The organism is Caballeronia mineralivorans PML1(12) (genome assembly GCF_001028175.1).
In the GTDB taxonomy this organism is placed as follows: domain Bacteria; phylum Pseudomonadota; class Gammaproteobacteria; order Burkholderiales; family Burkholderiaceae; genus Caballeronia; species Caballeronia mineralivorans.
In genome coordinates, this window is the sequence record NZ_AEJF01000209.1 from 19,359 (window position 1) to 42,950 (window position 23,592).

Annotated in this window: 21 protein-coding genes; 7 read left to right on the plus strand and 14 right to left on the minus strand. The window is 60.4% G+C overall.

Annotated elements, in window-relative coordinates:
• Positions 1-139: 139 nt before the first annotated feature.
• The 6 genes from EOS_RS34605 to EOS_RS34630 form a co-directional block, all read right to left on the minus strand.
• Positions 140-1,501, minus strand: a complete 1,362-nt coding sequence (locus EOS_RS34605) for an ATP-binding protein (RefSeq protein ID WP_047896721.1) — start codon at positions 1,499-1,501, stop codon at positions 140-142.
• Positions 1,498-2,211, minus strand: coding sequence for a response regulator (locus EOS_RS34610; RefSeq protein ID WP_047896722.1), 714 nt, complete (start codon positions 2,209-2,211; stop codon positions 1,498-1,500). The genes EOS_RS34605 and EOS_RS34610 overlap by 4 nt, the downstream gene beginning before the upstream one ends.
• Complete coding sequence (locus EOS_RS34615) at positions 2,212-5,349, minus strand: efflux RND transporter permease subunit (protein WP_047896723.1); 3,138 nt, start codon at positions 5,347-5,349, stop codon at positions 2,212-2,214.
• Positions 5,346-6,407 carry an efflux RND transporter periplasmic adaptor subunit gene (locus tag EOS_RS34620; protein ID WP_047896724.1) on the minus strand — a complete coding sequence of 354 codons (1,062 nt, stop codon included), beginning with the start codon at positions 6,405-6,407 and terminating at the stop codon, positions 5,346-5,348. The genes EOS_RS34615 and EOS_RS34620 overlap by 4 nt, the downstream gene beginning before the upstream one ends.
• Positions 6,391-7,959: an efflux transporter outer membrane subunit gene (locus EOS_RS34625; protein WP_053064135.1), complete on the minus strand. Its 1,569-nt coding sequence runs from the start codon at positions 7,957-7,959 to the stop codon at positions 6,391-6,393. The genes EOS_RS34620 and EOS_RS34625 overlap by 17 nt, the downstream gene beginning before the upstream one ends.
• Positions 7,960-8,055: 96 nt before the next feature.
• Entirely contained in the window at positions 8,056-8,361 is a 306-nt protein-coding gene (locus tag EOS_RS34630; protein WP_047896725.1) for an EF-hand domain-containing protein, read from the minus strand.
• 408 nt (positions 8,362-8,769) lie between these two features.
• Between EOS_RS34630 and EOS_RS34635 the strand changes: the two genes are divergently transcribed.
• Entirely contained in the window at positions 8,770-9,111 is a 342-nt protein-coding gene (locus EOS_RS34635; RefSeq protein ID WP_047896726.1) for a hypothetical protein, read from the plus strand.
• Between the two features lies 1 nt (position 9,112).
• Here the strand turns inward: EOS_RS34635 and EOS_RS34640 are convergent, their stop codons facing one another.
• Both EOS_RS34640 and EOS_RS34645 read right to left on the minus strand, forming a co-directional pair.
• Positions 9,113-9,772 carry a DUF3313 family protein gene (locus EOS_RS34640; RefSeq protein ID WP_082163627.1) on the minus strand — a complete coding sequence of 220 codons (660 nt, stop codon included), beginning with the start codon at positions 9,770-9,772 and terminating at the stop codon, positions 9,113-9,115.
• A 111-nt stretch (positions 9,773-9,883) separates the two neighbouring features.
• Positions 9,884-11,596, minus strand: a complete 1,713-nt coding sequence (locus EOS_RS34645; RefSeq protein ID WP_053064136.1) for an alpha-amylase family glycosyl hydrolase — start codon at positions 11,594-11,596, stop codon at positions 9,884-9,886.
• Positions 11,597-11,859: 263 nt separating this feature from the next.
• Here EOS_RS34645 and EOS_RS34650 point away from each other — a divergent pair, with 263 nt between their 5' ends.
• From EOS_RS34650 to thpR, 4 genes are all read left to right on the plus strand, one after another.
• Positions 11,860-12,543: a carbonic anhydrase gene (locus EOS_RS34650; RefSeq protein WP_235443049.1), complete on the plus strand. Its 684-nt coding sequence runs from the start codon at positions 11,860-11,862 to the stop codon at positions 12,541-12,543.
• 45 nt (positions 12,544-12,588) lie between these two features.
• Positions 12,589-12,909 carry a DUF190 domain-containing protein gene (locus tag EOS_RS34655; RefSeq protein WP_047896729.1) on the plus strand — a complete coding sequence of 107 codons (321 nt, stop codon included), beginning with the start codon at positions 12,589-12,591 and terminating at the stop codon, positions 12,907-12,909.
• 215 nt (positions 12,910-13,124) lie between these two features.
• Positions 13,125-13,505 (plus strand): DUF190 domain-containing protein, encoded by a 381-nt coding sequence (locus EOS_RS34660; protein WP_047896730.1) that lies wholly within the window; start codon positions 13,125-13,127, stop codon positions 13,503-13,505.
• A 166-nt stretch (positions 13,506-13,671) separates the two neighbouring features.
• Positions 13,672-14,280, plus strand: a complete 609-nt coding sequence (gene thpR, locus EOS_RS34665) for an RNA 2',3'-cyclic phosphodiesterase (RefSeq protein ID WP_047896780.1) — start codon at positions 13,672-13,674, stop codon at positions 14,278-14,280.
• A gap of 10 nt (positions 14,281-14,290) precedes the next feature.
• On the opposite strand, the gene EOS_RS34670 is transcribed toward thpR, so the two are convergent.
• Genes EOS_RS34670 through EOS_RS34685 form a run of 4 tightly spaced genes read right to left on the minus strand, consistent with a single transcriptional unit; the run spans position 14,291 to position 18,394 of the window.
• Positions 14,291-15,001 (minus strand): energy transducer TonB, encoded by a 711-nt coding sequence (locus EOS_RS34670; protein WP_235443050.1) that lies wholly within the window; start codon positions 14,999-15,001, stop codon positions 14,291-14,293.
• Positions 14,994-15,392, minus strand: coding sequence for an ExbD/TolR family protein (locus EOS_RS34675; RefSeq protein WP_047896732.1), 399 nt, complete (start codon positions 15,390-15,392; stop codon positions 14,994-14,996). The genes EOS_RS34670 and EOS_RS34675 overlap by 8 nt, the downstream gene beginning before the upstream one ends.
• A complete protein-coding gene (locus tag EOS_RS34680) occupies positions 15,389-16,003 on the minus strand; it encodes a MotA/TolQ/ExbB proton channel family protein (protein WP_047896733.1) in 615 nt (204 codons plus the stop codon). The genes EOS_RS34675 and EOS_RS34680 overlap by 4 nt, the downstream gene beginning before the upstream one ends.
• A gap of 33 nt (positions 16,004-16,036) precedes the next feature.
• The gene (locus EOS_RS34685) at positions 16,037-18,394 is read right to left on the minus strand and encodes a TonB-dependent receptor (RefSeq protein WP_047896734.1); all 2,358 of its coding nucleotides are present in this window, start codon (positions 18,392-18,394) and stop codon (positions 16,037-16,039) included.
• A 267-nt stretch (positions 18,395-18,661) separates the two neighbouring features.
• Here EOS_RS34685 and zigA point away from each other — a divergent pair, with 267 nt between their 5' ends.
• Entirely contained in the window at positions 18,662-19,891 is a 1,230-nt protein-coding gene (gene zigA, locus EOS_RS34690) for a zinc metallochaperone GTPase ZigA (RefSeq protein WP_152693223.1), read from the plus strand.
• A 5-nt stretch (positions 19,892-19,896) separates the two neighbouring features.
• Here zigA and EOS_RS34695 read toward each other — a convergent pair whose 3' ends face one another.
• Positions 19,897-20,676, minus strand: coding sequence for a DUF1223 domain-containing protein (locus EOS_RS34695; RefSeq protein WP_047896736.1), 780 nt, complete (start codon positions 20,674-20,676; stop codon positions 19,897-19,899).
• A gap of 527 nt (positions 20,677-21,203) precedes the next feature.
• On the opposite strand from EOS_RS34695, the gene EOS_RS34705 reads away from it, so the two are divergent.
• Positions 21,204-22,796: an MFS transporter gene (locus tag EOS_RS34705; protein ID WP_047896738.1), complete on the plus strand. Its 1,593-nt coding sequence runs from the start codon at positions 21,204-21,206 to the stop codon at positions 22,794-22,796.
• Positions 22,797-22,839: 43 nt separating this feature from the next.
• Here EOS_RS34705 and EOS_RS34710 read toward each other — a convergent pair whose 3' ends face one another.
• Positions 22,840-23,481 carry a DUF1109 domain-containing protein gene (locus EOS_RS34710; protein WP_047896739.1) on the minus strand — a complete coding sequence of 214 codons (642 nt, stop codon included), beginning with the start codon at positions 23,479-23,481 and terminating at the stop codon, positions 22,840-22,842.
• Positions 23,482-23,592: the final 111 nt, after the last annotated feature.

Here is a 23,592-nt window from a genome sequence, read left to right on the forward strand (position 1 = left end):
AGCAACTTGGCCGCAAGAGTTTCGGGCGCGCTGATCATTGCGTCGTGTCCCGTTTCTATTTCGTCCCACGCCCGGTCTTTTCGAGTCCGCACGAAGTCGCGGCTGTACTGCGCTCGATGTGCATCAATCGCAACGGCCACTAAGCCTCGCCATGTCCTTCCCGCGAGCGCTGACCTTCCGCCGTTCGCAACGAAACGATAGCCGCAAACCCGCCGCCTTCACGCTGCAGAAGCTGAAGTTCGCCGCCATGCAACTTCGCGATCCTTTCGACGATAGCCAGGCCCAAGCCCGTTCCCCCCGGATGCGCGCCCGTCGAACGGCCCCGCTTGAACGGCGCTTTCAACGCGTCGAGATCGCCGGCATTCACGCCTTTACCGCGATCGGCGACCTCGACATACGCGGTGTGAATAACGTCGTCGGCCCAGGTCCGCACCGACAAGCCCACGCGACCGTACAACACCGCGTTCTGCATCAGGTTCATCAGCACGCGCATGACGCTGATTGGCCGGAACGCGAGCGGCTGGAGCTCGCCGAGAGTCAGTTCGAAAACGTGACCAAGACCCGCAAAGTCCGCCGCAAGATTGCTCACCAGCGCGTTCAGGTCACCAACCTCAGCCGCCTCACGCGTGCCGCTGCCGGCGTAGTCCATGAACTGCTGGAGAATGGCGTCGATCTGATCGAGATAATGATCCGTCGATACCGCCAAGGCATCATGCTCGTCCGATGGAGTCGTCATTGCCACAGCTAGGCGCAGCTTGGTCAACGGCGTGCGAATATCGTGGGAGATGCCGGCAAGCATCAATGAACGCGTCGCGTCGGCCTCCTGCAACGCGTGGATCATCTGGTTGAACGCGACACTGACTTGCGCGATCTCGGTCGGACCATCGACACGCAGCACCTGCGGTGCGGCTCCCGTGCTCAAGCCGCACGCTGCATCGGCGAGATCGCGCAACGGCCGGTTGATGTGGCGCTGGATCAGGTAGGCGGTGACGATGGCAAGCGCGCCAAGTCCAATCGATAGCGCGATCGTGAAAAGCATGCCGTCGTTGTGTGCGGCTTCGGGCACAGGCAGTGCGATCCAGTAGGGTTCGTGACCGAGATGCGCGCGAATCCACAGCCGTTGTTCGCCTCCTGTCTGCCATTGAACGGGCATGCTCGCGGGCAGATGCTCGCGCAAGGTATCGATAAAAACATCGCGCTGGTAGGTCCGATAAAAATTGCGCCATGTCACCGAAGGCTCGGAGGCGGCACCGGTCGGGAATTGCCGGCTGGCTTCGAAGCGGACTGCGAGACCGCCTTGCGCATCGGGTGCAGCAGTCTTCAACAGGTCGTCGAGCGTTTGCACGTAGATCGCGAAGGTCTCCGCGGCGCGCTCGATCCGCGGTCTCTGAACGAAGTGCATTAATACGCTTAACGAACCAATCTGGCTGACAATGACCAGCGCCACGAGCAGCGCGATATTGCGCGCGAACAACGAGCGCGGTAGCGTGAAACGGCTCATGGTTCGACTTCCGCGACCAGCATGTAGCCTATGCCCCAGACCGTCTTGATGAAGCGCGGTTTCGACGGATCGGCTTCTACAATCTGCCGCAACCGCAGCACCTGCACATCGATACTGCGATCGAGCGCGTCGTGATCGCGTCCGCGCGAGCGTGCGATCAGATTGTCGCGGCTGACGGGCCGGTTCGGCGAGGCACCCAGCGCGTTCAACAGCAGCATCTGGGTCGAATGGATCTCGAACGGCTCGCCGGACTTATACAGGCGCTGTTTGCCGAGATCCAGGCAGAAGTCGCCAAAACGCACGGTCTGCGACCGGAGCACAGGTTCGCCCGCGGCGATCTTCTGGCGTCTGAGCAGTGCCCGAACGCGTGCAACGAGTTCGCGCGGCAGGAACGGCTTGGCGAGGTAGTCGTCGGCGCCGGTTTCAAGACCGATGACCTTGTCGACCGGATCGCCCTTCGCGGTGAGGATGAGAATGGGCAACGTCTGGCCTTCGGTGCGCAGACGCCGGCAGACCGACAGGCCGTCCTCCTGGTCCATCATCAGGTCGAGGATCAGCAAGTCAAAGGGCTCGCGTTGCAGATAGCGGTCGAGCCGCTTGCTGTCGGCAACCACCCGCACTTCGAACCCGTGACTGCTCAGGAATCGCTGCAACATGTTGCGCAATTCGGCTTCATCGTCGAGAACGATGATCTTCGGCAGACTCTCCATTCATGCCTCCTTCGATGCGTCGGGTGTACGCGCTTCGTGACGTTCGGCAAGCCGCTGCAGCAGTACGTAGAAAGACGGGATGAACAGCACGGCCACGCAGGTCGAGGCGAGCATCCCCGAGAACACGGCGATGCCGAGCGAACGCCGCGCGCTGGCGCTTGCTCCGGTCGCGATCACGAGCGGCACGACACCAAGAATAAACGCGAACGAAGTCATCATGATCGGCCTGAAGCGCAGGCGTGCAGCTTCGACGGCGGCATCGACGATGTCCCTGCCTTGCGCGCGCAAATGCCGCGCGAACTCCACGATCAGGATCGCATTCTTCGCGGACAACGCAATCAGCAATACCAGTCCGATCTGCGTATACAAGTTATTGGCTGCGCCGAGGGCGGCGAGCGTGCCCGCCGTGCCGAGCAACGCGAGCGGCACGGCGAGGACGACGGCAAGCGGCAACAACCAGCTTTCATATTGTGCAGCTAGTACGCAGAAGACAAGTAGTACGCCAACCGCGAAGATCCAGTACGCGGAGTTGCCGACCAGCTTCTCCTGGTAGGACATTGCCGTCCATTCATAACTCATGCCCGCCGGCAGCACGCGTGCGGCCTCTTGTTCGAGGGCGGCGATTGCATCGCCGGAACTGTAGCCATCGGCGGGATTGCCGTTCACGGCCGCTGCGGGCGTGAGGTTGTAAAGCGACGCGACAGCGGGCCCCTCGCTCGTGCGGATATCGAGGAAGGTGCCGAGTTCGACCATGTTGCCCGTCGCGCTGCGGATCTGGATGCGGCGAATGTCGTCGGCTTCGCGGCGGTACGCGCCGTCGGCCTGAACGAAGACCGGGAAGGTGTGATTGAACCGCGTGAACTGGTTCACATAACTCGAACCGACATAGTCCTGCAGCAGGTCGAGCACGTTGCCCACCGGCACCTGCAATGATTCCGCCTTGGAGCGGTCGATAACAAGATCGACCGCAGGCGCCGAGGCGCGAAATGGCGTGAACACGCGCTGCAGTTCGGGACGTTGCGACGCACTTGCGACGAGCGCATCGGTAGCTTGCTGCAGGCGTCGATAGTTCTGGCTGCCGTCGGTCAGGCGCACTTGCATCTGCACGCCGCCGCTGTTACCGAGTCCCTGGATGGGCGGCGGTACGATCACCAGCGTGCGTAAGTCGGACAGCTTGGCGAGTTCGCTGTTGAAACGCATGTACAGCGAGCGCAGGTCTTCGTTCTTGCCGCGCTTTGCCCAGTCGTCGAGCGTGACATAGACAAGCGCCGCGTTGGACAGCGACGCGTTGTTATCGAGCGGAGAGATTCCACCGATCGACACAACATGATTCACGCCCGGAATCGCCTTGATCCGCCGTTCGATTTCGGCGGTGGCTTCGCGGGTACGCGCGAGCGCGGCGGCGTCGGAGAGTTGTACTGCGATCACCATGTATCCCTGGTCTTCGAGCGGAATGAAACTGGTCGGCACACGCGTGATCAACACTGCGGACGCCGCCGCCAGCGCGAGCGCGATCAGAAGCGCAAGCAGCGTGCGGTGAACCAGCCACGTTACGATCCGGAGATAGAAACGCTCGACCCGCTGGTACGCAGCATCGAAACCGCGATAAACGAAGTTCGGTTTCTCCGGCCGCTTGTGGCGCAGCCACTTCACGCTTTGCACGGGTTTGAGCGTCACGGCATTGACCGCACTGATGAGCGTGGTAGCGACCACAACGAGCGCAAATTGCCGGTACATCTGGCCCGTCACGCCGCCGAGAAACGCGGACGGCAGGAACACGGAAACCAGCACTAGTGTAATGCCTATAATAGGCCCAAGCAGTTCATGCATGGCATCGATAGCGGCCTGCTTCGGCGTCTTGCCACGCTCGATATGCTCGGTGATGCCTTCGACCACGACGATGGCGTCGTCGACCACGATCCCGATCGCCAACACGATCGCGAACAGCGTCAGCAGGTTGATCGAGAAGCCGAGCATGTAGATCACGCCGAACGTGCCGATGATCGTCACGGGGATGGTCGTAGCAGGGACCAGCATCGCGCGCCAGTTCTGCAGGAACAGCAGGATTACGGCGAGCACGAGCAGGGCGGCTTCGAAGAGGGTCAGATAGACGTCGTCGACAGATTGGCGTACGAACGTCGTGGTGTCGAACGGCAGCGAATAGCTGATGCCTTTGGGCATCGCGGCGCCGAGTTGAGCCATCGCAGCACGCACGGCGTTACCCACTTCCAGTGCATTTGCTTCGGGTAACTGATAGATTGCAATGCCCGCCGCGGATTTGCCGTCAAGTTTGAAAAACTGGCCATAACTCGATGACCCGAGTTCCGTGCGGCCAACGTCCCGGACGCGTACAAAACGACCTCCGCCGCTGGGGTCGGCCTTGATGATGATGTCGTCGAATTCGTGCGGGTCGGAGAGCGCGCCCCGCACGGTGACGGTCAACTGGAACGCTTGTCCGCCCGCGTTGGGCTCGGAGCCGAGCTGCCCGGCACTGACCTCCTTGTTCTGGCTTTGGATCGCCTGCATCACGTCGGCGGCGGTGAGATCGCGCTGGCTCAACTGGCGCGGATCGAGCCATACCCGCATGCTGTATTGACCGGTGCCGAACACGCTGACATCGCCCACGCCGGGAATGCGTGCGAGCGTATCGCGCAGGGAAATGGTTGCGTAGTTGCCGAGGAAGAGCGAGTCGTACCTGGGGTCGGGCGATTGCAGCGTGTAGAGCTGCAGGATCGCGGTCGAGCGTTTCCTGACGGTCACGCCCTGTTGCTGAACCGCTTGTGGCAGCAGGGCGGTCGCAGCCGATACGCGGTTCTGCACCAGCACTTGCGCCTTGTCGACATCAGTGCCTACCGCGAAGGTTACCGTGAGCGTATAGGTGCCGTCGTTGGTGCTGGTCGACTGCATGTAGATTGCGTCTTCCACGCCGTTCACCTGCGTCTCGATCGGCAAGGCCACGCGATCGATCACCGTTGCCGCGCTCGCGCCGGGGAAACGCGCAACGACCTGCACGGTCGGCGGGGTGATCGGCGGATACTGCGCGATTGGCAGATTGATCAGTGCGACGCCACCGAGCAACATGACGATCAGCGCGATGACATTGGCCAGCACCGGCCGCTCGACGAAGAAGCGGATCATGGCTGTCCTTGCGCGCTTGCGGTCTGTACCTTGCGTCCGGGAGCGACCGACAAAGCACCGCCGGTGACGACCTGATCGGACGGCGCGAGGCCTGACGTCACCGCGCGCAACGGCCCATATAGTCCGGCCGTTTCGATCAGGCGTTTCTCTAGCGTGTTGTTCGCGTCGACCACCATCACCGACGCACCGGCCTGATCGCGCGTGATCGATGTTTCTGGCACAAGCAACACGTCCTGCGGTGCGCCTGCGGGGATCTGCACGGTGACGGACATGCCGGGAATCAGATGAGCATCTTCGTTACTGACGGTGGCCCGGAGCTTGAGCGCGCCACTTGCCGAGTCGACATGCGTATCGACGAAATCAAGCGGGATGTCGTCGCCTGTTTTGTCGTCGGGCAGGGACACATGCACGGTGCGTTTGCCGGGCTTGAACAGACCGATTCGGTTCGCATCGCGCTCGTTGAGCGTGAACTCGACGTAAGCGGGCTGGATGCGATCGAGCGTTGCAAGCTTCGACGAGTCCGAAGTTCCCACAATGTTGCCGACATCAACCGTACGCGCACCGATGCGCCCCGCGAACGGCGCGCGAATCTCGGTATAACCAAGGTTGATGCGCGACATGTCGCGTTTGGCCGTCGACTGATCGCGGGTCGCCTGCGCCTTTTGCAGAGTCGATTGCGAGGTCGCGTTGTCGCCGGTCAGCTCCTTCTGGCGCGTGAGTTCCTGGTCGGCGTTATCGAGCGTTGCCTGATCGTAGGCAAGCTGCGCGCGGTACACATCCGGTTCGATCTGGAACAGCAACTGGCCCTTCTTTACGCGTGAGCCGTCAACGAAGCCGATCGATGTCAGCACCCCTGTCACGCGTGCAACCAGCGTGACGGTAGCTGACGGCGCGACTGAGCCCGGTACTTCTACTTGTTCGGTCACCTGACGCGGCACCGGCCGCATGACGGCGACCGTCGGCGGCGGTTGCGCCGCGGCAGTCTCTCCCCGATCGTGACATCCGGCGAGCGGCAGCATGGCCACTAGCACGAGGATCGCGTTATTTTTTAGTTTCATCGGCGTTTTCCACTTTGCGTGCGAGCGGCGAGTAGTCCGGTGGCGCGATCAGCCGCCCCCAGTTCGTGCGCTTTTCCATCTCCGCGATAGCTCCATCGTTCACGACTTGCCGGCCTTCGGCGACCTGCCAGCCGCCGCCGAGCGCGCGATACAGCGATACCGCAGCCAGCGCCAACTGCCCCTGGTTCTGTGCGAGCGCGTCGCGGTCATGCAGCATCGAACGCGATGCGTTGAGCACGGAATCGAACCCCACGGAGCCGGCGCGGTACTGCGCATTGGCAAGCTGCAACGCCCGTTGCGACGCATCGGCGGCACGTTGAGCCGAGCCAAGCGACGCGCTGGTCGTGCGCAGCGTCGCGATCGCATCTTCCACTTCACGCTGCGCCTGCAGCACTGTGTTCTGGTAATCGAATAACGCTTCCTGGAAGGTCGCGTCCTGGATCCTCACAGCGTTTTGCAATTGCCCGCGATCCAGAATCGGCAACGTCACGCCGGCGGAAAACAGCGTGACGGTCTTGCTGCCCCATTCGAGCGGTCCGAGCGAATGCTGGTCGCCGGACGACATCCCGAACAGCCCGGTCAGTGAAAACGATGGATACAGCTTGGACTTGGCGACACCGATCAGCGCTGACTGTGAAGCGGCCGTCAGCGCGGCTTGCCTGACATCGGGGCGGCGACGCAACAGGTCCCGGGGAATACCGGTATCGATACCGGAAGGCGCAGCAGGAATCGGAGATGCCGGGCCGAGCAGGGCATCGACGGAATCGGGCGTTTGCGCGAGCAGGACCGCGAGCGTGTCGCGGTCCTGCGCGCGCGCCTTTTCGAGCGGCGGAACCTGACCTTCCGTTTCGGCCAGCAGCGCCTGCGCCTGTTCGACATCGAGCATGCTGGAAGCGCCGCGCTTGTATTGGGATTGGGTAATGCCGAGCGTCTGCTGCACCGCGGCAAGGTTCTGCTTCGCGACTTGCGCTCGCAATTCAACCGCGCGCAAGTCGATATATGCATTCGCGACATCGGCGAACAGGGAGACGAGCGCGTTGTCGTATGCAGCTTCGGAGACCCTCAGCCGCGCGTGATCCGACTCGATCTGGCGACGATATTTCCCCCAGAAATCCAGCTCCCAACTTGCCGTTGCGCGGAAGTGTTCGGTCCAGATGTGTTCTGGCGGAAATGGGCCGACGCCGGTGTTGTCGAGTCGCGCCGCACCCGCGGATAAGCTGCCTTGTTGCAGGACCAGATTGCGCGCGCTGATCGCGAGTTGCGCGCGGGCCTCGAAGATATGCAGGCCGGCCACTTGCAGGGACAGGTTACGTTCGTAAGCACGTTGTTCGAGCGCGGCGAGGACCGGGTCGTCGAAGGTTTTCCACCATGCAGCTTGCGCATCCGGCGAGGACTGCGCCTGCGACGGCAGACTTTCGAACCACTGGTTCTCCACGCTTGCTTCCGGCTGGCGAAAGTCGGGACCGACCGTCACGCAACCGGCGAGCGTCAGGATGAGCGCCACGCTGGCTGCAGCAGATAGGCAAAGCGGGCGATCCACAGTCGTTTTCATCGCGCCTCTTTAGCGGGACAAAGCGGTCTTCAGTTCAACAGACAATAGCCATGGTATGCACGGATCAAGAAGTGTCCATCGGAAACTGTCCAACCGTCAGTGCGATGTCGCGCGCTGCTGCATGAATTGCTCGATCTGCGGCAGGGTGACGTAGCCCGCTTTCTGCGTATCGATCTGATCGAAATTCTGCGCGACCATCGGCATGCCTTGCGCGGCCTGGGCTTTGGTCAGCTTGCCGTCGTGTGTTGCGTTGGCGGCGGCAAAGCGCGCCTGCAGTTGCTGCATGGCGCGCTCCATGCGTTGCGAGCTGGCCATGGGTTGCGGTGTGGTTTGCGCCATGGCGGCAGTGCTGCCGATGGAGACGGCGATAGACAGCACGAGGATGGAAAGGGCTTTTTTCATGGGGTTCTCCAGAGAGTGATGGGTTCGTTTGCCATCGGTCGTCAGTGCTTGGCGTTTGCCGTTTGATGACGACCCGACCGATGGCAGACCGAAGCTTATCGGTCGGCACCGGAAAAAGGATGACAAACGGACTACGAATCATGTCGCCGTATGTCATGTGTCCGGGTCGCGAATGAAGCATCTGCCCCATACAAAAGTGGTGTGCTCCGGTGTCTGGAAACCGACGATCTGTGACATCGAATGAAATATGTTTTGACGTGGCTTTCAGGCGCACTTTGCGTATCTTTCGGTGGTCGGCGCCACGAGCGCTTCAACGGATTCGCAAGGCTCTCACGCAATGCGAACCACACGGCGGGACGGCTTCCAAAGCGAAGACGACACCTGCCGATAGCATCGAAGGGAATCCAAATGAACATTCGTCTTATCAGTGCATCTGCTGCCGCCGCTCTCGGTCTCGCGCTCTCCACCGGCGCCGAAGCAAGAACAATTGTTGTCTACGCCGTACCCGCCGTGGTTTATGCACCGCCCCCGCGGCCTGTCTATTACACGGTCCCGGTCCAGCCGACCTATGTCACGGTGGTGCGTCCGGCTCCGGTTGTTGTGGCGCCCGCACCGACCGTGTATGTGCCCGCGCCGAAGCCGGCGCCCGTGGTCTACGTGCCCATGCAGGGCAGCTACGCTGCTGTGCCTGCGGCGAATGTCAGCTACGCACAACCTGTCGTCGCGGTTCCCGTTGCCGGGATACCCTGAGCTAGTGTTGTTCGCGTATCGCGGTGAAGGCCGCGCGCAAGCGCTCGGCTTTCTTGCCGAGCAGCGCAGGCACTTGATCCAGACGCACCGGCTCTGTTCCTGCGTCACCGGGAGGAGGCGGATTGTTGATGGCAAAGAGCGCGATGTCACTGTCAGGAGCAACGCCCATGGCCTGAACGGTCAACGTAGTGAGCGATATCTTGCTGACGCCGGCCACGCGTTTCGCTCCGTTGATCGCAGCGCCGATTGGCGTGAGGTCGCGCAAACGCAGCGACCGCTTGGTCAGTCTGACATCGGTTAGTGCGAGTTGCAGGATCATGGAATCGGGCTGCGGCGTGTCGACCACGTTGGCGCTTTTCAGCACGTTCTCGCGCAACGCATTGCTGAAGGCGTTGGTCAGTTCGGCCATCTGACCGGGCTCGATGCCCTTGTACGGAGAGTCCGGTGCGAGAAAGATTTCGATCGGCGCGATATACACGCTATGCAGCATGGCGCGCCGCGCATCATAGTCCGGGGCGATGTAGCCAGTGGTGCCGGGGAATTGGATGATCGGCGTGAGCGGCACGCTTGCGGGTATGAGGTTCTCGGCGTTGGCGATGCTGCAGACAAGGCTAGTTGCAACGCTGATCCACAGTAGCAAGGATCTGGATCGTCCATTCATGATGCGCCCCTTCTTCGGACCGGCTTAAGGAAGCAACGCGGCGCGTGGCTTCTTGACGACTGATTGATCGACTGAATGCTCGACTGAATGCTCGACTGAATGCTCGACGAGCTAGCTGCCGGGACCGGCAAGCCATATATAAGCGGAGCGTGGGAGCAAGGGCAGGGTGACGCTGCCGTCGGCTGTGACAACGAGATCGGAACCTGCCGTGCCAACCGCGAACTTGTTCTTTAATACCGATGTGGGCGCGAGGCCAGTGGCGAAGTTCGCCGACATCGTGACGGTATCCGAAGTATTAATGACGACGATCGCCGTTGAGCCAGTATAGGACATTTTGTAGGCCAGAATTCCGGGCGTCGACATGTTCTGCTGCAGGATGGTAGGGGCACCGTGGGTGAAGACTTTGTTCTGCGTGCGCAGCGCGGCAAGCTGGGCAATGAAGCCATAGAGCGGCGCGGCGGCGTTGAAATGATCGGTGCCTCCGGAGCCGAAGCCGGCCGCAAACATTGATCCACGTGCTTCCATGAAGCCCTGCTCGGTGCCGTAGTAAATCACCGGAATGCCGGGCAACGTCATGATCAGGACCAGACCTTGTTGCAGACCGGCCATCGTTCCCGTCGCGAGAAAACGCCCGACGTCGTGATTGTCGAGGAAAGTCGGCATCAGGTAGGGACGCTTGAAGACCTGCATCATGTCTTGAATACGATAAGCGAGCTCGCCGGTCGGATGCCCCGATATCAGTACATCCTGCAGCGTGCCCCAAAGCGGGTAGTTGAGCATGGCCGGCAGGATGTCGCTTCCGGCGGCATCGCTCATATACGTCTCGATTTGTTTCGATTCCGTATCCTCATATGCTTTGTCGGTCACATAACCTTCGCCGAAAGCATGGAACGCTTGCCGTCCAGTGGACTGTGCGACTTGCAGGATGCCCGGCGCCTGCGGATCGGTCGAATACATGAAGTCGCTGAAGAACGCCTGCGGCACATAAAACGCCGTGTCGATGCGAAACGCATCCACGCCCACGGTCTTGATCCAGTAGCCATAGCTGCTGCGCAACGCGCTACGCACGACTGTGTTTTCGGTGTTCAGGTCGTCGAGACCGTAGAGCTGATAGTTGAGCAGTTGATTGGGATCGTTGAAGTCGCTGATGTCGGGCGTCCAGTGATAGATCGCCGCCGCGCGTTGTAGCGGATCGGTCGGATCGTCTTCGTTGAACGGCGCTTGAGACGGAGCGCTCACCGGCACCGATCCGGTATTGCGAGTCCAGTAGCGGGCGGGATCGTTGGGGTCCCAGCCCCCGACATACGCGAAAAAGTCGCCGGTGTGATTCACGACAATGTCCTGGATCAGGTACATGCCGGAGATATGCAGGTCGCTCGACATGGACTGGTAGTCCGCGAGCGAACCCATGTGACGATCGACCTGGACGAAGTTTTCGGCCCAGTAGCCATGATACCCGCCGTAGTTGACCAGCGGGTCCCACCACTGGTTAGCCACGGGCGGCGTAAGCCACACTGAAGTTGCACCAAGTCCCTTGATATAGGCGATTTTCTGATCGATGCCGCGGATATCGCCACCACTGTATTTGGCGTTGTTGGTGGGATCGAACTCGCCGGCGTGCTGATCGTCGTTGCTTGGGTCGCCGTCGTTGAAGCGGTCCGTCAACACGAAATACACGATCTGTTCCTGCCAGTTCGGCGAGGGGACGTTAAGGACCAGCGGCGGATGCGAGTTGTCGTCTGAGGAATTGCAGCTCGCCAGTAGCAGCGCGAAGACGAATGCTAATGCAACGGAACGTCTTGATCCCCTTGAGAGACTCTTCATGGTGCGCTCCGTTAACGAATTCGTATGACGCGAGCTGTTGTTTCGACGTTTCCCCCGGCTTCTAAGTTATAGACCATGCTGTTGATGTAGCAGTGGTGATTGGAGCGTTGTGAGGCGACGGATACGTTCATTCAAGCCTGGTTGCCGCACCATCGAAGAGGGCTGGCCGGTTTGCATCTGCGCCAGGCGAATGGTGTGGGCGTTTGTCCCTTTGGAGTCGATCCATGTGTGTTGATCCGATGTGTTCCTTGTCACGGCGGCGCATGTTGTTCACCGGTTTAGCGTCTGCGACCGTGGCTGCTTTTTCGCTGCATGACGCGCGTGCCGATCAATCGTCCGCGGGACTGGGTCCCAACGCGATTGCACCCTCGGAGGCGCTTTCCCGCCTGCTGCAAGGCAACAACCGTTATGTCGCTAATGCTCCATCAAACAAGGACTATTCTGCCGGTCGGGCCGCACGCGTCACGGCGCAATACCCGATTGCTGCGATCCTCGGTTGCGCAGATTCGCGCGTCTCTCCGGAGCTGGCGTTCGACCAGAGTCCGGGCGACCTGTTCGTCGTGCGGGTTGCAGGCAATTTCGTCAACGACGATGGACTGGCGAGCCTCGAATACGGGGTGAAGTTCCTGGGCGTACCATTGATCATGGTGCTTGGACATACAGGCTGCGGTGCGGTCTCCGCGACGCTCAAGGCGATTCAGGAACACGCTGTGTTGCCGGGGCATTTTCCCGAACTCGTCCAGGCGATCAGGCCGGCGCTGGAGATCGCCAGGGCGCATGGGCACGGCGATCTGATGGCGGACACGACTATCGAAAATGTGCGGCTGAACGCCAACCGGTTGAGGGTCTCGAAGCCATTGATCGGAGAGTACGTGAGGGCGGGCAAGGTGCAGGTGGTAGGAGCGATCTACGATCTCGCCTCGGGGAAGGTCGGGTTCGTTGATTGAGTTCATCGCTTCATTCGCATGATCCGTTGCCAAGTGGAGGATCCTATGAAAGGAAGCCAGCTTACGGTCTATGCCGCAACACAGGGTTATCGCAAGCATCACGTGCCGGTGGTCGACTGGATTCTAGAAGAGGTCAGGAAGGTCGGCATTGTCGGGGCGACAGTCGTCGAGGCGACCGAAACCATCGATATGCACGGCAAGTATCACGCCGCGCGGTTTTTCGAACTGGCCGATCAACCGGTCGCGGTGACGGTCGTGGCGGAGGACGTGCGGATCGACGCGTTGCTCGACCGTCTCAGGCAGGGCGGGGCAAGCCTGTTTTATACGCGTGGTTTGATCGAGTACGAGGTGCTCGGAGAGACGTGAGAGGATCGTAGGCGGGGAGTCGTTGCCGCACGGCTTCACTTGCTGCATTGCGCAAACGCGACGACATAAGAGGGCTGACCTAAAATTAAATAAGGTGCGATTTCTCGCCGGTACCATGCGGTCTATATGTGGTCATCGGCGTCGGTAGTGGTAGGCACGAAAGTCTATAAGGGTGGCGTTCCGTCAGTACACGGGACGTTACTGCGGAGGTTGGTATGAACGGCTATCAACTGACGTTCTACACTGAGCAGAACCGCAAATGCGGTCATCTGACGTTTTGTGAATGGATTTTGCAGGAGGTTCGCAAGCGCGGTATCCGAGGGGCGACGGTCATCAGCGCAGCGGAAGGTATTGGCCACGCCGGCGCTCATCACGCGGCGCATATTCTTAAGCTCGCGGACCAGCCGGTGCAGGTCATTCTGGCCGTGACCGAGAGCGAAGCCAACGAGATCCTGGAGGCTGTGCGAGCGGAAAACGTGCATGTCTTCTACACCCGCGCACCTATCGAATTTGGTCTGTTGGGTGAGGAACAGCCGCCGAAGAAGGCGAGAACGTTCTTCCGGTTTCATCGGTCGATGGGTAGTAAGTTGGGGTGAAAGTGAGCACGATTTCAAGCGAGAATTGTTGAGGACGCTGTGCTTGGCATCTGCGTTACGCGTGTCGATGTTATGTCTGATCGAAGCCAGTTCGCGAATTTGTGCATTGGCCCCGATGCTTGCAAAGTTCTGAATGAAGCCCGTTGATCCATGGGGTGACAAGCATATGCCAGAGCAATTATCTCTACCGGGATTAGACGCGAGGCCTGCGCCGCGGCCGGTTGACCTGCATCATCTGTTCTTCGCGATCTTGCCGGACCCGGACACCGCCATGCGTATCGAGCGGCGCGCACAGCATCTGCGTATTGAATATGGCTTGAAACGGAGGCTGCTTCCGACGGGGCACTTTCATGTCACATTGCATTCCATCGACACGTATCCGTATTTCCCTCAGCGTATTGCCTCGACATTGGAAGCCGTGGCGGCGACCATCCGGATGCCGCCCTTCGACATTGCTTTCGACCTTGCACGTAGTTTTCACCGCACGGACCACGACCGGCCGTTCGTCCTGCTTGGAAGCGACGGCGCCGCGGCATTGAAGGAGCTCCATGAGGCTCTTGGTACGACCTTGAAGAAGGCGGGATTCAAATGCAATTCGACGTTGAACTTCACACCACACCTGACCTTGCTTTACGACAAGCGCGAGGTCGATGAACGAGCTATCGAGCCCGTCCGTTGGACCGCTCGCGAGTTCGTTCTCGTGGACAGCCTGGTTGGTCAAACGAAGCATGTGCAGCTTGCACGGTGGCCGCTTTTAACGCGGTCGTCGATTTGACGGAACGCGGTCAACTTACGTTGAAATGCACTCGCACGTCTTGATGACTTTCCACGGCATGGCCGCCTTGCATTGCGGGGAAAAAGCGCCATTTCCGCAGCGCTTCCAGCAGTAGCGCGTTCAGGCGCGGGTTCTGCGTCGGCTTTGAAAGTTCTACTTCGATCGTTCCATCCGCGTGGATATCGAACCGCGCGACGGCCACCGCCTGATACGCGTCTTCGCGAAGATCGTCGGGGAGAGCAGGCATGGGTTGATTGATAACACGTGCCGTGGAACCCTCCGATCGGGCAGTTTTATCGCTTGCCGATGCCGAGGATGACGACGTTGCCACAACAGCCGTAGACGTTGCTGCGGGGCTCGCTTCCGGCTGCACTGATGTTGCCGGGCTTTCCTCTTTCGCAACCGCATGTTCCGCGACCGGTCGCCGGGTTTCGTGCGATGGCGTCACCCGCGCCGGCGTTGGATCTCGTCGAGAATGAGCTTGTGGGGTGACCGCAGGAGCAACAGCATGCGCAGGCGCGGGAGGCGCGGCCAACTCGACAAGGCGCATCTCAATCACCGTTTGCTCCGGCGCAGCCGCGTTCGGCGAAGGCCGCAAGAGCGGATTCACGATCTGGGTCAACAGCGCTGCCCACAGGACAAATGCAATCAGAAGGGCAATGCCAAATCTGATTCGCGGCTCATCGGCCAGACCTTCCCGCCGCCGCATCCCGTCACTCACGATGTATCGCGATCAAAAAATGCTCGGCGCCGGCGCGTCGCGCAGCCAGCATGGCTTGAACGACGGCCCCTTGTGCCGCGCCATCATCGGCTGCAATTACCACGTTCCGGTCCGGCTTGAGAAGCCGCCTGACCCCGGCTTCCACCTGATCGAGATGCACCGGTTGACGATCCAGGAAGATGGTGTTCGTGCGATCGACCGCCAGCGTCAGCGGCTGATCCTCCGACATGTGCTGCGCCTGTCCCGATGGCAGATCGACCCTGACGGCATCAAGCCGCTGCATGGCCAGCGACGCCAGCATGAAGGTGGCGAGCAGGAAAAACATCACGTCGATCATCGGGATGATCTCGATGCGTCCGCGCTTCGATGCCCGCGAGCGTTTGAACTTCATCGACCGTCTCCGGCCGGCTTTCCGGCGCTTTCTCCCTTGAGCCGAATCTCGTTGAGACGTCCGTTGGCGTGCACTTCGAGGTCATCGATCAGGCGTTCAAGGCGTCGCGAGAAATAATTGAATGCGAAGAGCGAGAACAATGCGACGACCAGGCCGATAGCGGTGGCCACCAGCGATTGCGCCACGCCGCCGGTCACACCGCCTGGATTGACCAGGCCGTTGCCGCCGAAAAGCTGGAACGAATGCATCATCCCGACAATGGTCCCCAGCAACCCGAGCAAGGGCGCCGCCGTGACAATCGTCTCCAATACCCAGAAGCCGCGGCTCATGTCCCGTTCGATACGCGTAGCAAGCGATTGAGCACGGGCTTCAACTAACCACAGTGGCGTCCCGGCTTGCACCATCACTGTCTCGTCGAGACGCCTGAACACGTGCTGCGCCGGCAGCGTATCGAGGCCCGCTCCCGGCTGGCTTGCAAACCGCACGAACATATATGCGCGATCGATGACGATAGCGATCGCCAGCACCGCGAGCACCGCGAGCAGCGTGAGCGGGTACACCACCCAGCCACCCACCTGCACAGCAGCAGTAATACCTGCCCAATCCTGCATGATAAAAAGCCTTTCGTTTAGTTATCCAATCGATTAAAAATTCTTGGTGATACCGGCATACATGGCGAGATGCGGCCCATATTGCGGTGCGCCCACGCCAATGCCCGAACCATCGCGCAACTCATACACACGGTTAAACGCGTTAATGAGCAGCAGGCGCGCATCGAACTTGCCGATCAGCGGTTCGTTGAAGTTGAAGTGATGGATGACGCCCAGATTCACCTGCGTATAGACCGGCAAGCGGTCCGTGTTCGCGAAACCGCTGCGCAACCCGCTCCCGACAATGCCGTCGAATGTGAAGGTGGTCCTGCCCAACTGGTACGCGCCGCCGAACGACGCGGTCACGCGCTGGTCGTGATCGAGGAACACATAGTGGTTGCTGACGAAAGCGAGTTCATCAGCGCTGAAATTGAACTGCGCCGAGTTGATGTCCTTGCCCTGTGCGCGGCTGTACGCAACATTGACGTACGCCGAGACATTGCCCTGTTTATAGTTGCCGGTAAATTCGACACCGTAATCACGGCCGTATTTATAGTTGAAGGGCGTGAAGATCAATGCAGTGCCAAATTGCCCTTCGTCGAGCAGGTTTGTCGATTTCTTGTAGTAGGCGTCGACGCCGACCGTTATCGTGGAGGTCAGTCGTTGCGTTATGCCGAGATCGAAATAGTGGCTGCGCTCCGGCTGCACAGGGTCGTTCCTGGTTGACGACGACTGCGCGGTCGTGCCGGCGAAGCGTGCGATATCCTCGCCCGACACCAGCTCGAAAGCAGGTGGCGTGAAATAACGCGAATAACCGGCGTGAATTGTCGTTGAAGGAGTTAATGCATAAACGAGTCCCACGCGCGGGCTTAGCTGGCTCGCGCTCACGTACTCGTCCATCTTGTCGTAGCGCAGGCCGTAGTTGATAGTGAGTTTGTCGGTGAGTTTCCACTCATCCTGGATGTAAGCGCTGTACAGATAACCCGTCTTGCTGCTCGAATCAGGCACGTTGAACGGCTGATCGGAGGTCTGATTGCCGTTGACATCGGCGGGGAAAACGCTCACGTTGTTGTTGAAAACCGCATGTTCCTGCTGGAACGAAATGCCCGCGCGCAGCGTGTGTTTATCGTTGAGCCGGTAGGTCGTATCCGCTTGCACGCCGTTGGCGGTGTCGCTGTGGAAGTCGCTTGCCGCCACGCCGTTGAATAACAGGTCGCCGACCGGGTCCGGGTTGAATTGTGTGCGCGAGTAGCGCGTAAAGAGCGCGACCTGATAATCCAGCGCGCCGCCGTTGGTACCCTGCAGCGCGACGACCGCGAACTGATTGAGTTCGGATTGTGTCTCGTTGAGCTTGCTCGAATCGAACGCGGTGTTGCCGTTCAAGGTGAAGGAGGTCGGCAGGCCCGGCGTATTGGGGATTTCAAACTGGTTGCTGGTCGTGCCGAACATCAGGCTCACGCGCGTGAGCGGATTGATGATGTAGGACATGAGGCCAAACGCGTCGCCCTGACGCGTGTGATCGTGGATCGGGCTTGCGCTCGACGTCGGGTTCTCTATGCCGAGATTGTTCTCGCCAAGCGAGCCGCTGAAATAGTAGCTGAACGGTCCCTTGCTGCCGAAGACATCGGCACTGGTCTTGATGGTCTGGTGACTGCCGCCGAATACATCAATGGAGCCGCCGTTGCCTTGGTCGCCGTTCTTCGTATGAATATCGACGATACCCGCGGTCCGGTAGCCGTACTGCGCCGGTAATGCGCCCGTGAGCAGATTGAGTTGATCGATGATGCGCGTGTCCAGCGACTGGCCGAAACCGCTGATCGGCTCCGGAATGATGATGCCGTTGATACGGTATTGCAGGTTCGCGTGTTCGCCGCGCACGTGCAACTGGCCGTACGAATCGCTCGCGACACCGGGCGCTTGCAGCAACACCTGATTGAGCGGCGTGTTCTGGCCGGCGGGGAGAGTATCGATATCCGCCTGGCTGAAGCGATACACGCTGCTGCCCGTTTCAGGCAGCAGGCCGTTGCGCGCACGATCGAGCCGCTTCGCGTTGACCTGCACATCGAGTGCGTCGCTTTTGCTGAGCGCGACCGATACGGAAGCATCCGCGCCGTCGTTCGCCGTCGCGATGCTGGAGCCGCTCGCGTAGCCCGGCGCGGCTACGACGACTGCGTAAGCGCCCGGTGCGACATGGTGGACGGAGAAGTGCCCGCTGGCGTCCGTGCTGGTGGCTCCCACGGACGCGCCGCTGGCATCTTGCAGCGCAACGCTGGCATTGGCGACGGGTTTGCCCGAACTGTCGGTGACGGAGCCTGACACGGCGCCATCCGAACCTGTGGCATAGGCGTGTCCGGCCGCGATCTGAGCGAAGAGCAATAGAGCCGCGTGAGCGAAGAGCGTGCGATTTTTCATCGATTATTTTTCTGGATGGATTGTGTTGGATGTGCGCGATCCGATGCATTCCCATTGATGCAGCGCTCCGGCGCCTGAATTTCGATCGGTCTTCAAAAAGAACGTAGTCCTAACGTAATGTGAACAGGCACCTCGGGCAGACACTACAAGCCGCACGGCCAAGGTCGGGTCGCGGGAACGCCAATAGGACAAAAATTTCTACAAGTTACAAATGCAATGTTATAACATTCATAATCAATTATGCGAGAACTTTTTGGACGGACAACAATGAATAAGCTACCCGTGACTGTTTTGTCGGGCTTTCTGGGTGCAGGAAAGACTACCTTGCTCAATCACATCCTGAACAATCGGGAGGGCAGGCGCGTCGCGGTGATCGTCAACGACATGAGCGAGGTCAATATCGACGCCGCGCTGGTTCGCGACGGTGGTGCAGAGCTGGCGCGCACGGACGAAAAGCTGGTCGAGATGAGCAACGGCTGTATCTGCTGCACGCTGCGCGAAGACCTGTTACTCGAGGTGAACCGGCTCGCGAAAGAAGGGCGCTTCGACTATCTCGTGATCGAATCGACCGGTGTTTCCGAGCCGCTCCCGGTGGCCGAAACCTTTACGTTCGCCGATGAGCAAGGCCAAAGCCTGTCCGATGTCGCGCGTCTCGACACCATGGTGACGGTGGTGGATGCTTTCAATTTCCTTAAGGACTACAGTTCAGCCGACAGCCTGCATTCGCGCGGTGAATCGATGGGCGCGGAAGATACGCGCACGGTCGTCGACTTGCTGATCGAACAGGTCGAATTCTGCGATGTGATCGTCCTGAACAAAGTGGATCTTGTCAGCGAGGCCGACCGCCGTCGCCTGATGACGATCCTGAACGGGCTGAATCCGCGGGCCAGGATCGAGATCGCGGAGTTTGGGAAGCTCGGCCTGGACAAGGTGCTCAATACCAATCTGTTTGACTTCGATGAAGCGTCCAAGGCGCCCGGTTGGCTCAAGGAATTGCGTGGCGAGCACACGCCCGAGACCGAGGAGTACGGCATCACGCATTTCGTTTATCGCGCGCGCAGGCCGTTTCATCCGGAGCGTTTCTGGCAGCTTATCGGGAGCGAATGGCCGGGCGTCGTGCGCTCGAAAGGGCTCTTCTGGCTCGCGAGCCGGCCGACCTATGTAGGGTCCTGGTCGCAGGCGGGTGGCGTATGCCGGCACGGTGCGATGGGAATGTGGTGGGCAGCCGTACCGAAAGCCTACTGGCCGGAAGATGCAGAGTCGCTGAAATCGATCGATGACGACTGGGACCCGCAAGTCGGCGACGCGCGGCAGGAGCTGGTGCTGATCGGTATCGATATGGACGAGGCGGCGTTACGTGGACGTCTGAATGCATGCCTGCTCACCGACGCGGAAATGAGCAAGGGGCCGGAAGCTTGGCATCGATTCACGGACCCTTTTCCCGCATGGGGTGGCGATGATCAAGGCACGGAACAGGCCTTGGCGTCGCTAAGCTAAGAGCTTCAACTTCCGCACGAAGGCAGCTCCGCCACTTGTAGCACTTCGCCAGTCGCTCCGCGTTCGACGAACGCCACCACGCCGGCGTGCTTGTCCTCCGACGTGTAGTCGCCGGAGATCAACGCGCGCCCGTCGACTATCCGCACCGGCCCGATCCAGCGACGCACCACGCGATCGTGATGCAGCGTCGCACCGCTGTTTTCACCCCCTTTCACCGCGCTGACGAGCTGGTTTTCATACACGGCGGCATATGCGACCGCGTCGTCGGGAAGATCCTTGCGAGCTACGAATGCAGCGTTGAATGCGACATGGCCGGGCGCGGAAGAATGTCCATCGATACGGATATCGGCGAGCGGTGCTTCGCTATTCAACTGCTGAATCCGCGATTCGAAGCTCGCGCCGCTCGACCAGCTGCGCAATTCGCGGCCGCCTACGAAGATCTCCGGCGTGTAGACGACGTGCCCGCCGCCGGTGGAGGTCAGTTGTTGCTGCCGCGTGGTGAATGCGGGTTGCGCGAAGCGATCCTTCCACGCCCAGCTATCCCAGTAGTCCACATGCAGCTCCAGCGGCACGATGGTGCTGGTCTTGCGGGCATGATCGAGTTCGCTCAGCCAGTTATCGGCCGGCGGGCAACTGTTGCAGCCCTCGCTTGTATAGAGTTCGACAAGCGCGGCACGATGCTCAGGGCTGGAGGCGCTACATGCGTTAGCGGAAACAGCGCTGGCAGTGGCGGCGGAAAAGGAGACGAGAATCGCGGCAAGAGACAGAATCGATGAAGCACGCATGACGGACTCCGAAGGTGAAAGGAAAGACGCCGTACGAACGTGGTCCTGTTCGCTATCGTCAGGGTTGGCGAGCGCCTGCGGTTTGAGTCAGGCCAGCGAATGCCCGATTAAGAAGTCACCTAACCTGAAAGTTATTTCGACGATCCGTAGAAGCGGGTTACAGCGAGCGTGAAATTCCCTTCATGTGTTCCTGATGACTCGATTCGACAATCTGATCCGAACGGAACACTCGCATAAAACGTATGTGGCACTGCCTGTATAAGAGGGAACTGCCCAAGCTATGCATGTCGCGCAAGCGCGTGGAGAATGCACCCATGATCTCTTCGCGCGTGTAACCACGTCGGCCAATGAGCCGAACTACCGACATCATCGTGATCGCAATCGAGAGGCGAGCATCCAATGCTCGTGCTGCTGCGTATTAGCTCGATCAGGCGGCACAACTTAACTCGCCTACGACGGCACCGCCTAAGCCGCCAGAACCACCGTACATACAGCCGCAGTTCCCGACACAGCATCAGGAGAACGCCATGACCCCGGATATCGCTGCACCCAATGAAGCCGGGCAGTTGTTGCCATTCCGCGAGTCGGTGCTGGCGATGCTTGGCGTATCGTTCGTCGCGATGCTGGTCGCTCTCGATCAGACGATTGTGGGGACCGCGTTACCGCGGATCGTCGCCGATCTCAAGGGATTCGATCTCTACGCATGGGTCGCCACGTCATACATGCTGACGTCGGTCATCACGATTCCGATCTTCGGGCGCTTAGGCGATCTGTTCGGCCGCAAGCCGTTTTTGATGGCCGCGATCGCGCTATTTACGGTTGCGTCGGTCCTGTGCGGCTTGGCCTCCAACATGCTGTTCCTCGTGATCGCGCGCGGTCTGCAGGGGATCGGCGGCGGCATTCTGGTGGGCACGATGTTCGCCACCGTCGCGGATCTTTTCCCCGACCCGAAGCTCCGTCTGCGCTGGCTGGTTTTCGTCAGCTCGGCGTTTGCGCTGGCGAATATCGTCGGCCCGACGCTCGGCGGCATGCTGACCCAATACGGCGGCTGGCGGCTGGTGTTTTTCGTCAACCTGCCGGTGGGCATCGTCTCGTTGCTGTTCGTGCGCGCTTTCCTGCCGCACCTTCGACGGCCGCGCTCGGGCCTCCCGGTGAAACTGGACTGGCTCGGGGCGCTCGTGCTGGCTTCGACATTCGGCGTGTTGCAACTGCTGATAGAGTCGGCTCCGGCCAATGGCATCACGCCCACCACGCTGGTGCTCGGCGTGCTTACGGTGACCGGCTTCGCGGTGCTGTTGTTCTGGGAAAAACGCATGGCTTACCCGATCGTTCCCGTCGACATGCTGATGGATCGAAAGCTCATGGCCCTGTTTGCGATGGCCGTACTCGGCGGTTTCTCGCTCTTCTCGCTGGTCTTCTACGTGCCTTTGCTGTTTCAAGGCGGCTTCGCGATGTCGCCACATGACTCGGGCATGCTGATCACGCCGCTGCTGCTCGGCACGACCGTGGGCAGCGTCGTGAATAACCGCATCGTCACGCGCATCAGGCAAGCGAACGGGGTGATGTATATCGGTTTCGCGCTGTTCGCGTGCGCGGCGCTTTGTCTGGTCGCAATCACGGGGACCGTGCCTCACCTCGTGTGGATGGCGTGCATGGGATTCAGTGGTGTCGGGCTTGGTCTGGTCGTGTCGAACCTCACGCTCTTTTCGCAGCAGCTTGTCGCCCGCGATCATCTCGGCGCGGCGACGGCCTTGCTTCAATCTCTGCGCATGTTCGGCGGCATGCTCGGCACGGCGATGACCGGCGCCTTGCTCGGCCGCCTCTATACGAGCGGTGTGCACCGGTCGCTCGATACGTATCAGGCAACGCAGTGGTTCAAGTCATTCGCGAGCCCCGAGCTGCTGATCGATCGTGCGGAACAGGCGGCGCTCATCGGCCGTCTGATCATGGCGGGTCATGCCGGCGACGCGATGATGCAGTCGGCGCGCGGTGCGCTGATCGAATCGATTCATGTGGGACTCGGACTTGCTGCCGCAGCGGCGATCGTGGGGCTTTGCCTTGCGTGGTTCGTGCCGCCGGTGCGCGTGGACCGGCTGGATACCGGGACACGGAGCCGTTAAAGCGTCAGCTTTATCGGCATCACGAGTCGGTATCACGAGTCGATCACCACCGCAGAACCCTGGGGCCGAGCAAACCGCCGAGGACCGTGGGCACCAACATGCCTAGCACGTACCACACGCCCCAGAACGGCACGGTCATCTCTACGCAATAGAGCGTATAGACCAGCACCGCTTGCGCGCCGCTCAGCAGGCCGGCTGCTGCGCCTGCGATCACCGGTCGAGTCGGCGCCAGCCCCTTCATGGCCCAGAACACGGCGATGAACGTAGGCGCCGATAGAATCACGATATTCATTGTGCAGACTTGCCAGGTTTTGCCGAGCACGAGTTGAAGCCGCAACGTCGGCGGCGCCGCGACGATGACAGCAAGCGCCGTCAGCCAGATCAGCACGAGCGGAATGGCCAGCGCGACCCAGGCCATTGCTGTGTCGGCGCCGGGGCGTGAAAGACGCATCGCGATGAAAAGCGACGCGCCTACGACGGCAAGCGGGAACGCAACCTTTAACCAGAAGAGGGGGGTTGTCAGCATTTGCGGCATGTCGCCGCGCACGCCGTAGATGGCGACGACCATGCAGGCGGCGCCGGTCAACCCGAAGAACAATGCGGTGGCGAAGCGTCGCGCGATGACATGCGGGTCGGTCGGCACGATGCCGGTGGCAAGCATCGATACGAACTCGCTGGTTTTCATGACCACTCCGCTGATTGGAAACGACGGCGCTGCCTGCTCTAAGCATTAAGCAGCGTCATGCGCTAGCGCATGATTTCTATTCGTTTCCGGCAGTGGCCCGGTTACGCCCGC

Coding starts and splice junctions, on each gene's coding strand:
- zigA (WP_152693223.1), top strand. CDS start 18,662: ATGAATAAGCTACCCGTGACTGTTTTGTCGGGCTTTCTGGGTGCAGGA.
- EOS_RS34645 (WP_053064136.1), bottom strand. CDS start 11,596: ATGAAGAGTCTCTCAAGGGGATCAAGACGTTCCGTTGCATTAGCATTC.
- EOS_RS34685 (WP_047896734.1), bottom strand. CDS start 18,394: ATGAAAAATCGCACGCTCTTCGCTCACGCGGCTCTATTGCTCTTCGCT.
- EOS_RS34650 (WP_235443049.1), top strand. CDS start 11,860: ATGTTGTTCACCGGTTTAGCGTCTGCGACCGTGGCTGCTTTTTCGCTG.
- EOS_RS34680 (WP_047896733.1), bottom strand. CDS start 16,003: ATGCAGGATTGGGCAGGTATTACTGCTGCTGTGCAGGTGGGTGGCTGG.
- EOS_RS34660 (WP_047896730.1), top strand. CDS start 13,125: ATGAACGGCTATCAACTGACGTTCTACACTGAGCAGAACCGCAAATGC.
- EOS_RS34640 (WP_082163627.1), bottom strand. CDS start 9,772: ATGAATGGACGATCCAGATCCTTGCTACTGTGGATCAGCGTTGCAACT.
- EOS_RS34695 (WP_047896736.1), bottom strand. CDS start 20,676: ATGCGTGCTTCATCGATTCTGTCTCTTGCCGCGATTCTCGTCTCCTTT.
- EOS_RS34675 (WP_047896732.1), bottom strand. CDS start 15,392: ATGAAGTTCAAACGCTCGCGGGCATCGAAGCGCGGACGCATCGAGATC.
- EOS_RS34635 (WP_047896726.1), top strand. CDS start 8,770: ATGAACATTCGTCTTATCAGTGCATCTGCTGCCGCCGCTCTCGGTCTC.
- EOS_RS34615 (WP_047896723.1), bottom strand. CDS start 5,349: ATGATCCGCTTCTTCGTCGAGCGGCCGGTGCTGGCCAATGTCATCGCG.
- EOS_RS34620 (WP_047896724.1), bottom strand. CDS start 6,407: ATGAAACTAAAAAATAACGCGATCCTCGTGCTAGTGGCCATGCTGCCG.
- EOS_RS34605 (WP_047896721.1), bottom strand. CDS start 1,501: ATGAGCCGTTTCACGCTACCGCGCTCGTTGTTCGCGCGCAATATCGCG.
- EOS_RS34655 (WP_047896729.1), top strand. CDS start 12,589: ATGAAAGGAAGCCAGCTTACGGTCTATGCCGCAACACAGGGTTATCGC.
- EOS_RS34630 (WP_047896725.1), bottom strand. CDS start 8,361: ATGAAAAAAGCCCTTTCCATCCTCGTGCTGTCTATCGCCGTCTCCATC.
- EOS_RS34705 (WP_047896738.1), top strand. CDS start 21,204: ATGACCCCGGATATCGCTGCACCCAATGAAGCCGGGCAGTTGTTGCCA.
- EOS_RS34610 (WP_047896722.1), bottom strand. CDS start 2,211: ATGGAGAGTCTGCCGAAGATCATCGTTCTCGACGATGAAGCCGAATTG.
- EOS_RS34710 (WP_047896739.1), bottom strand. CDS start 23,481: ATGAAAACCAGCGAGTTCGTATCGATGCTTGCCACCGGCATCGTGCCG.
- thpR (WP_047896780.1), top strand. CDS start 13,672: ATGCCAGAGCAATTATCTCTACCGGGATTAGACGCGAGGCCTGCGCCG.
- EOS_RS34625 (WP_053064135.1), bottom strand. CDS start 7,959: ATGAAAACGACTGTGGATCGCCCGCTTTGCCTATCTGCTGCAGCCAGC.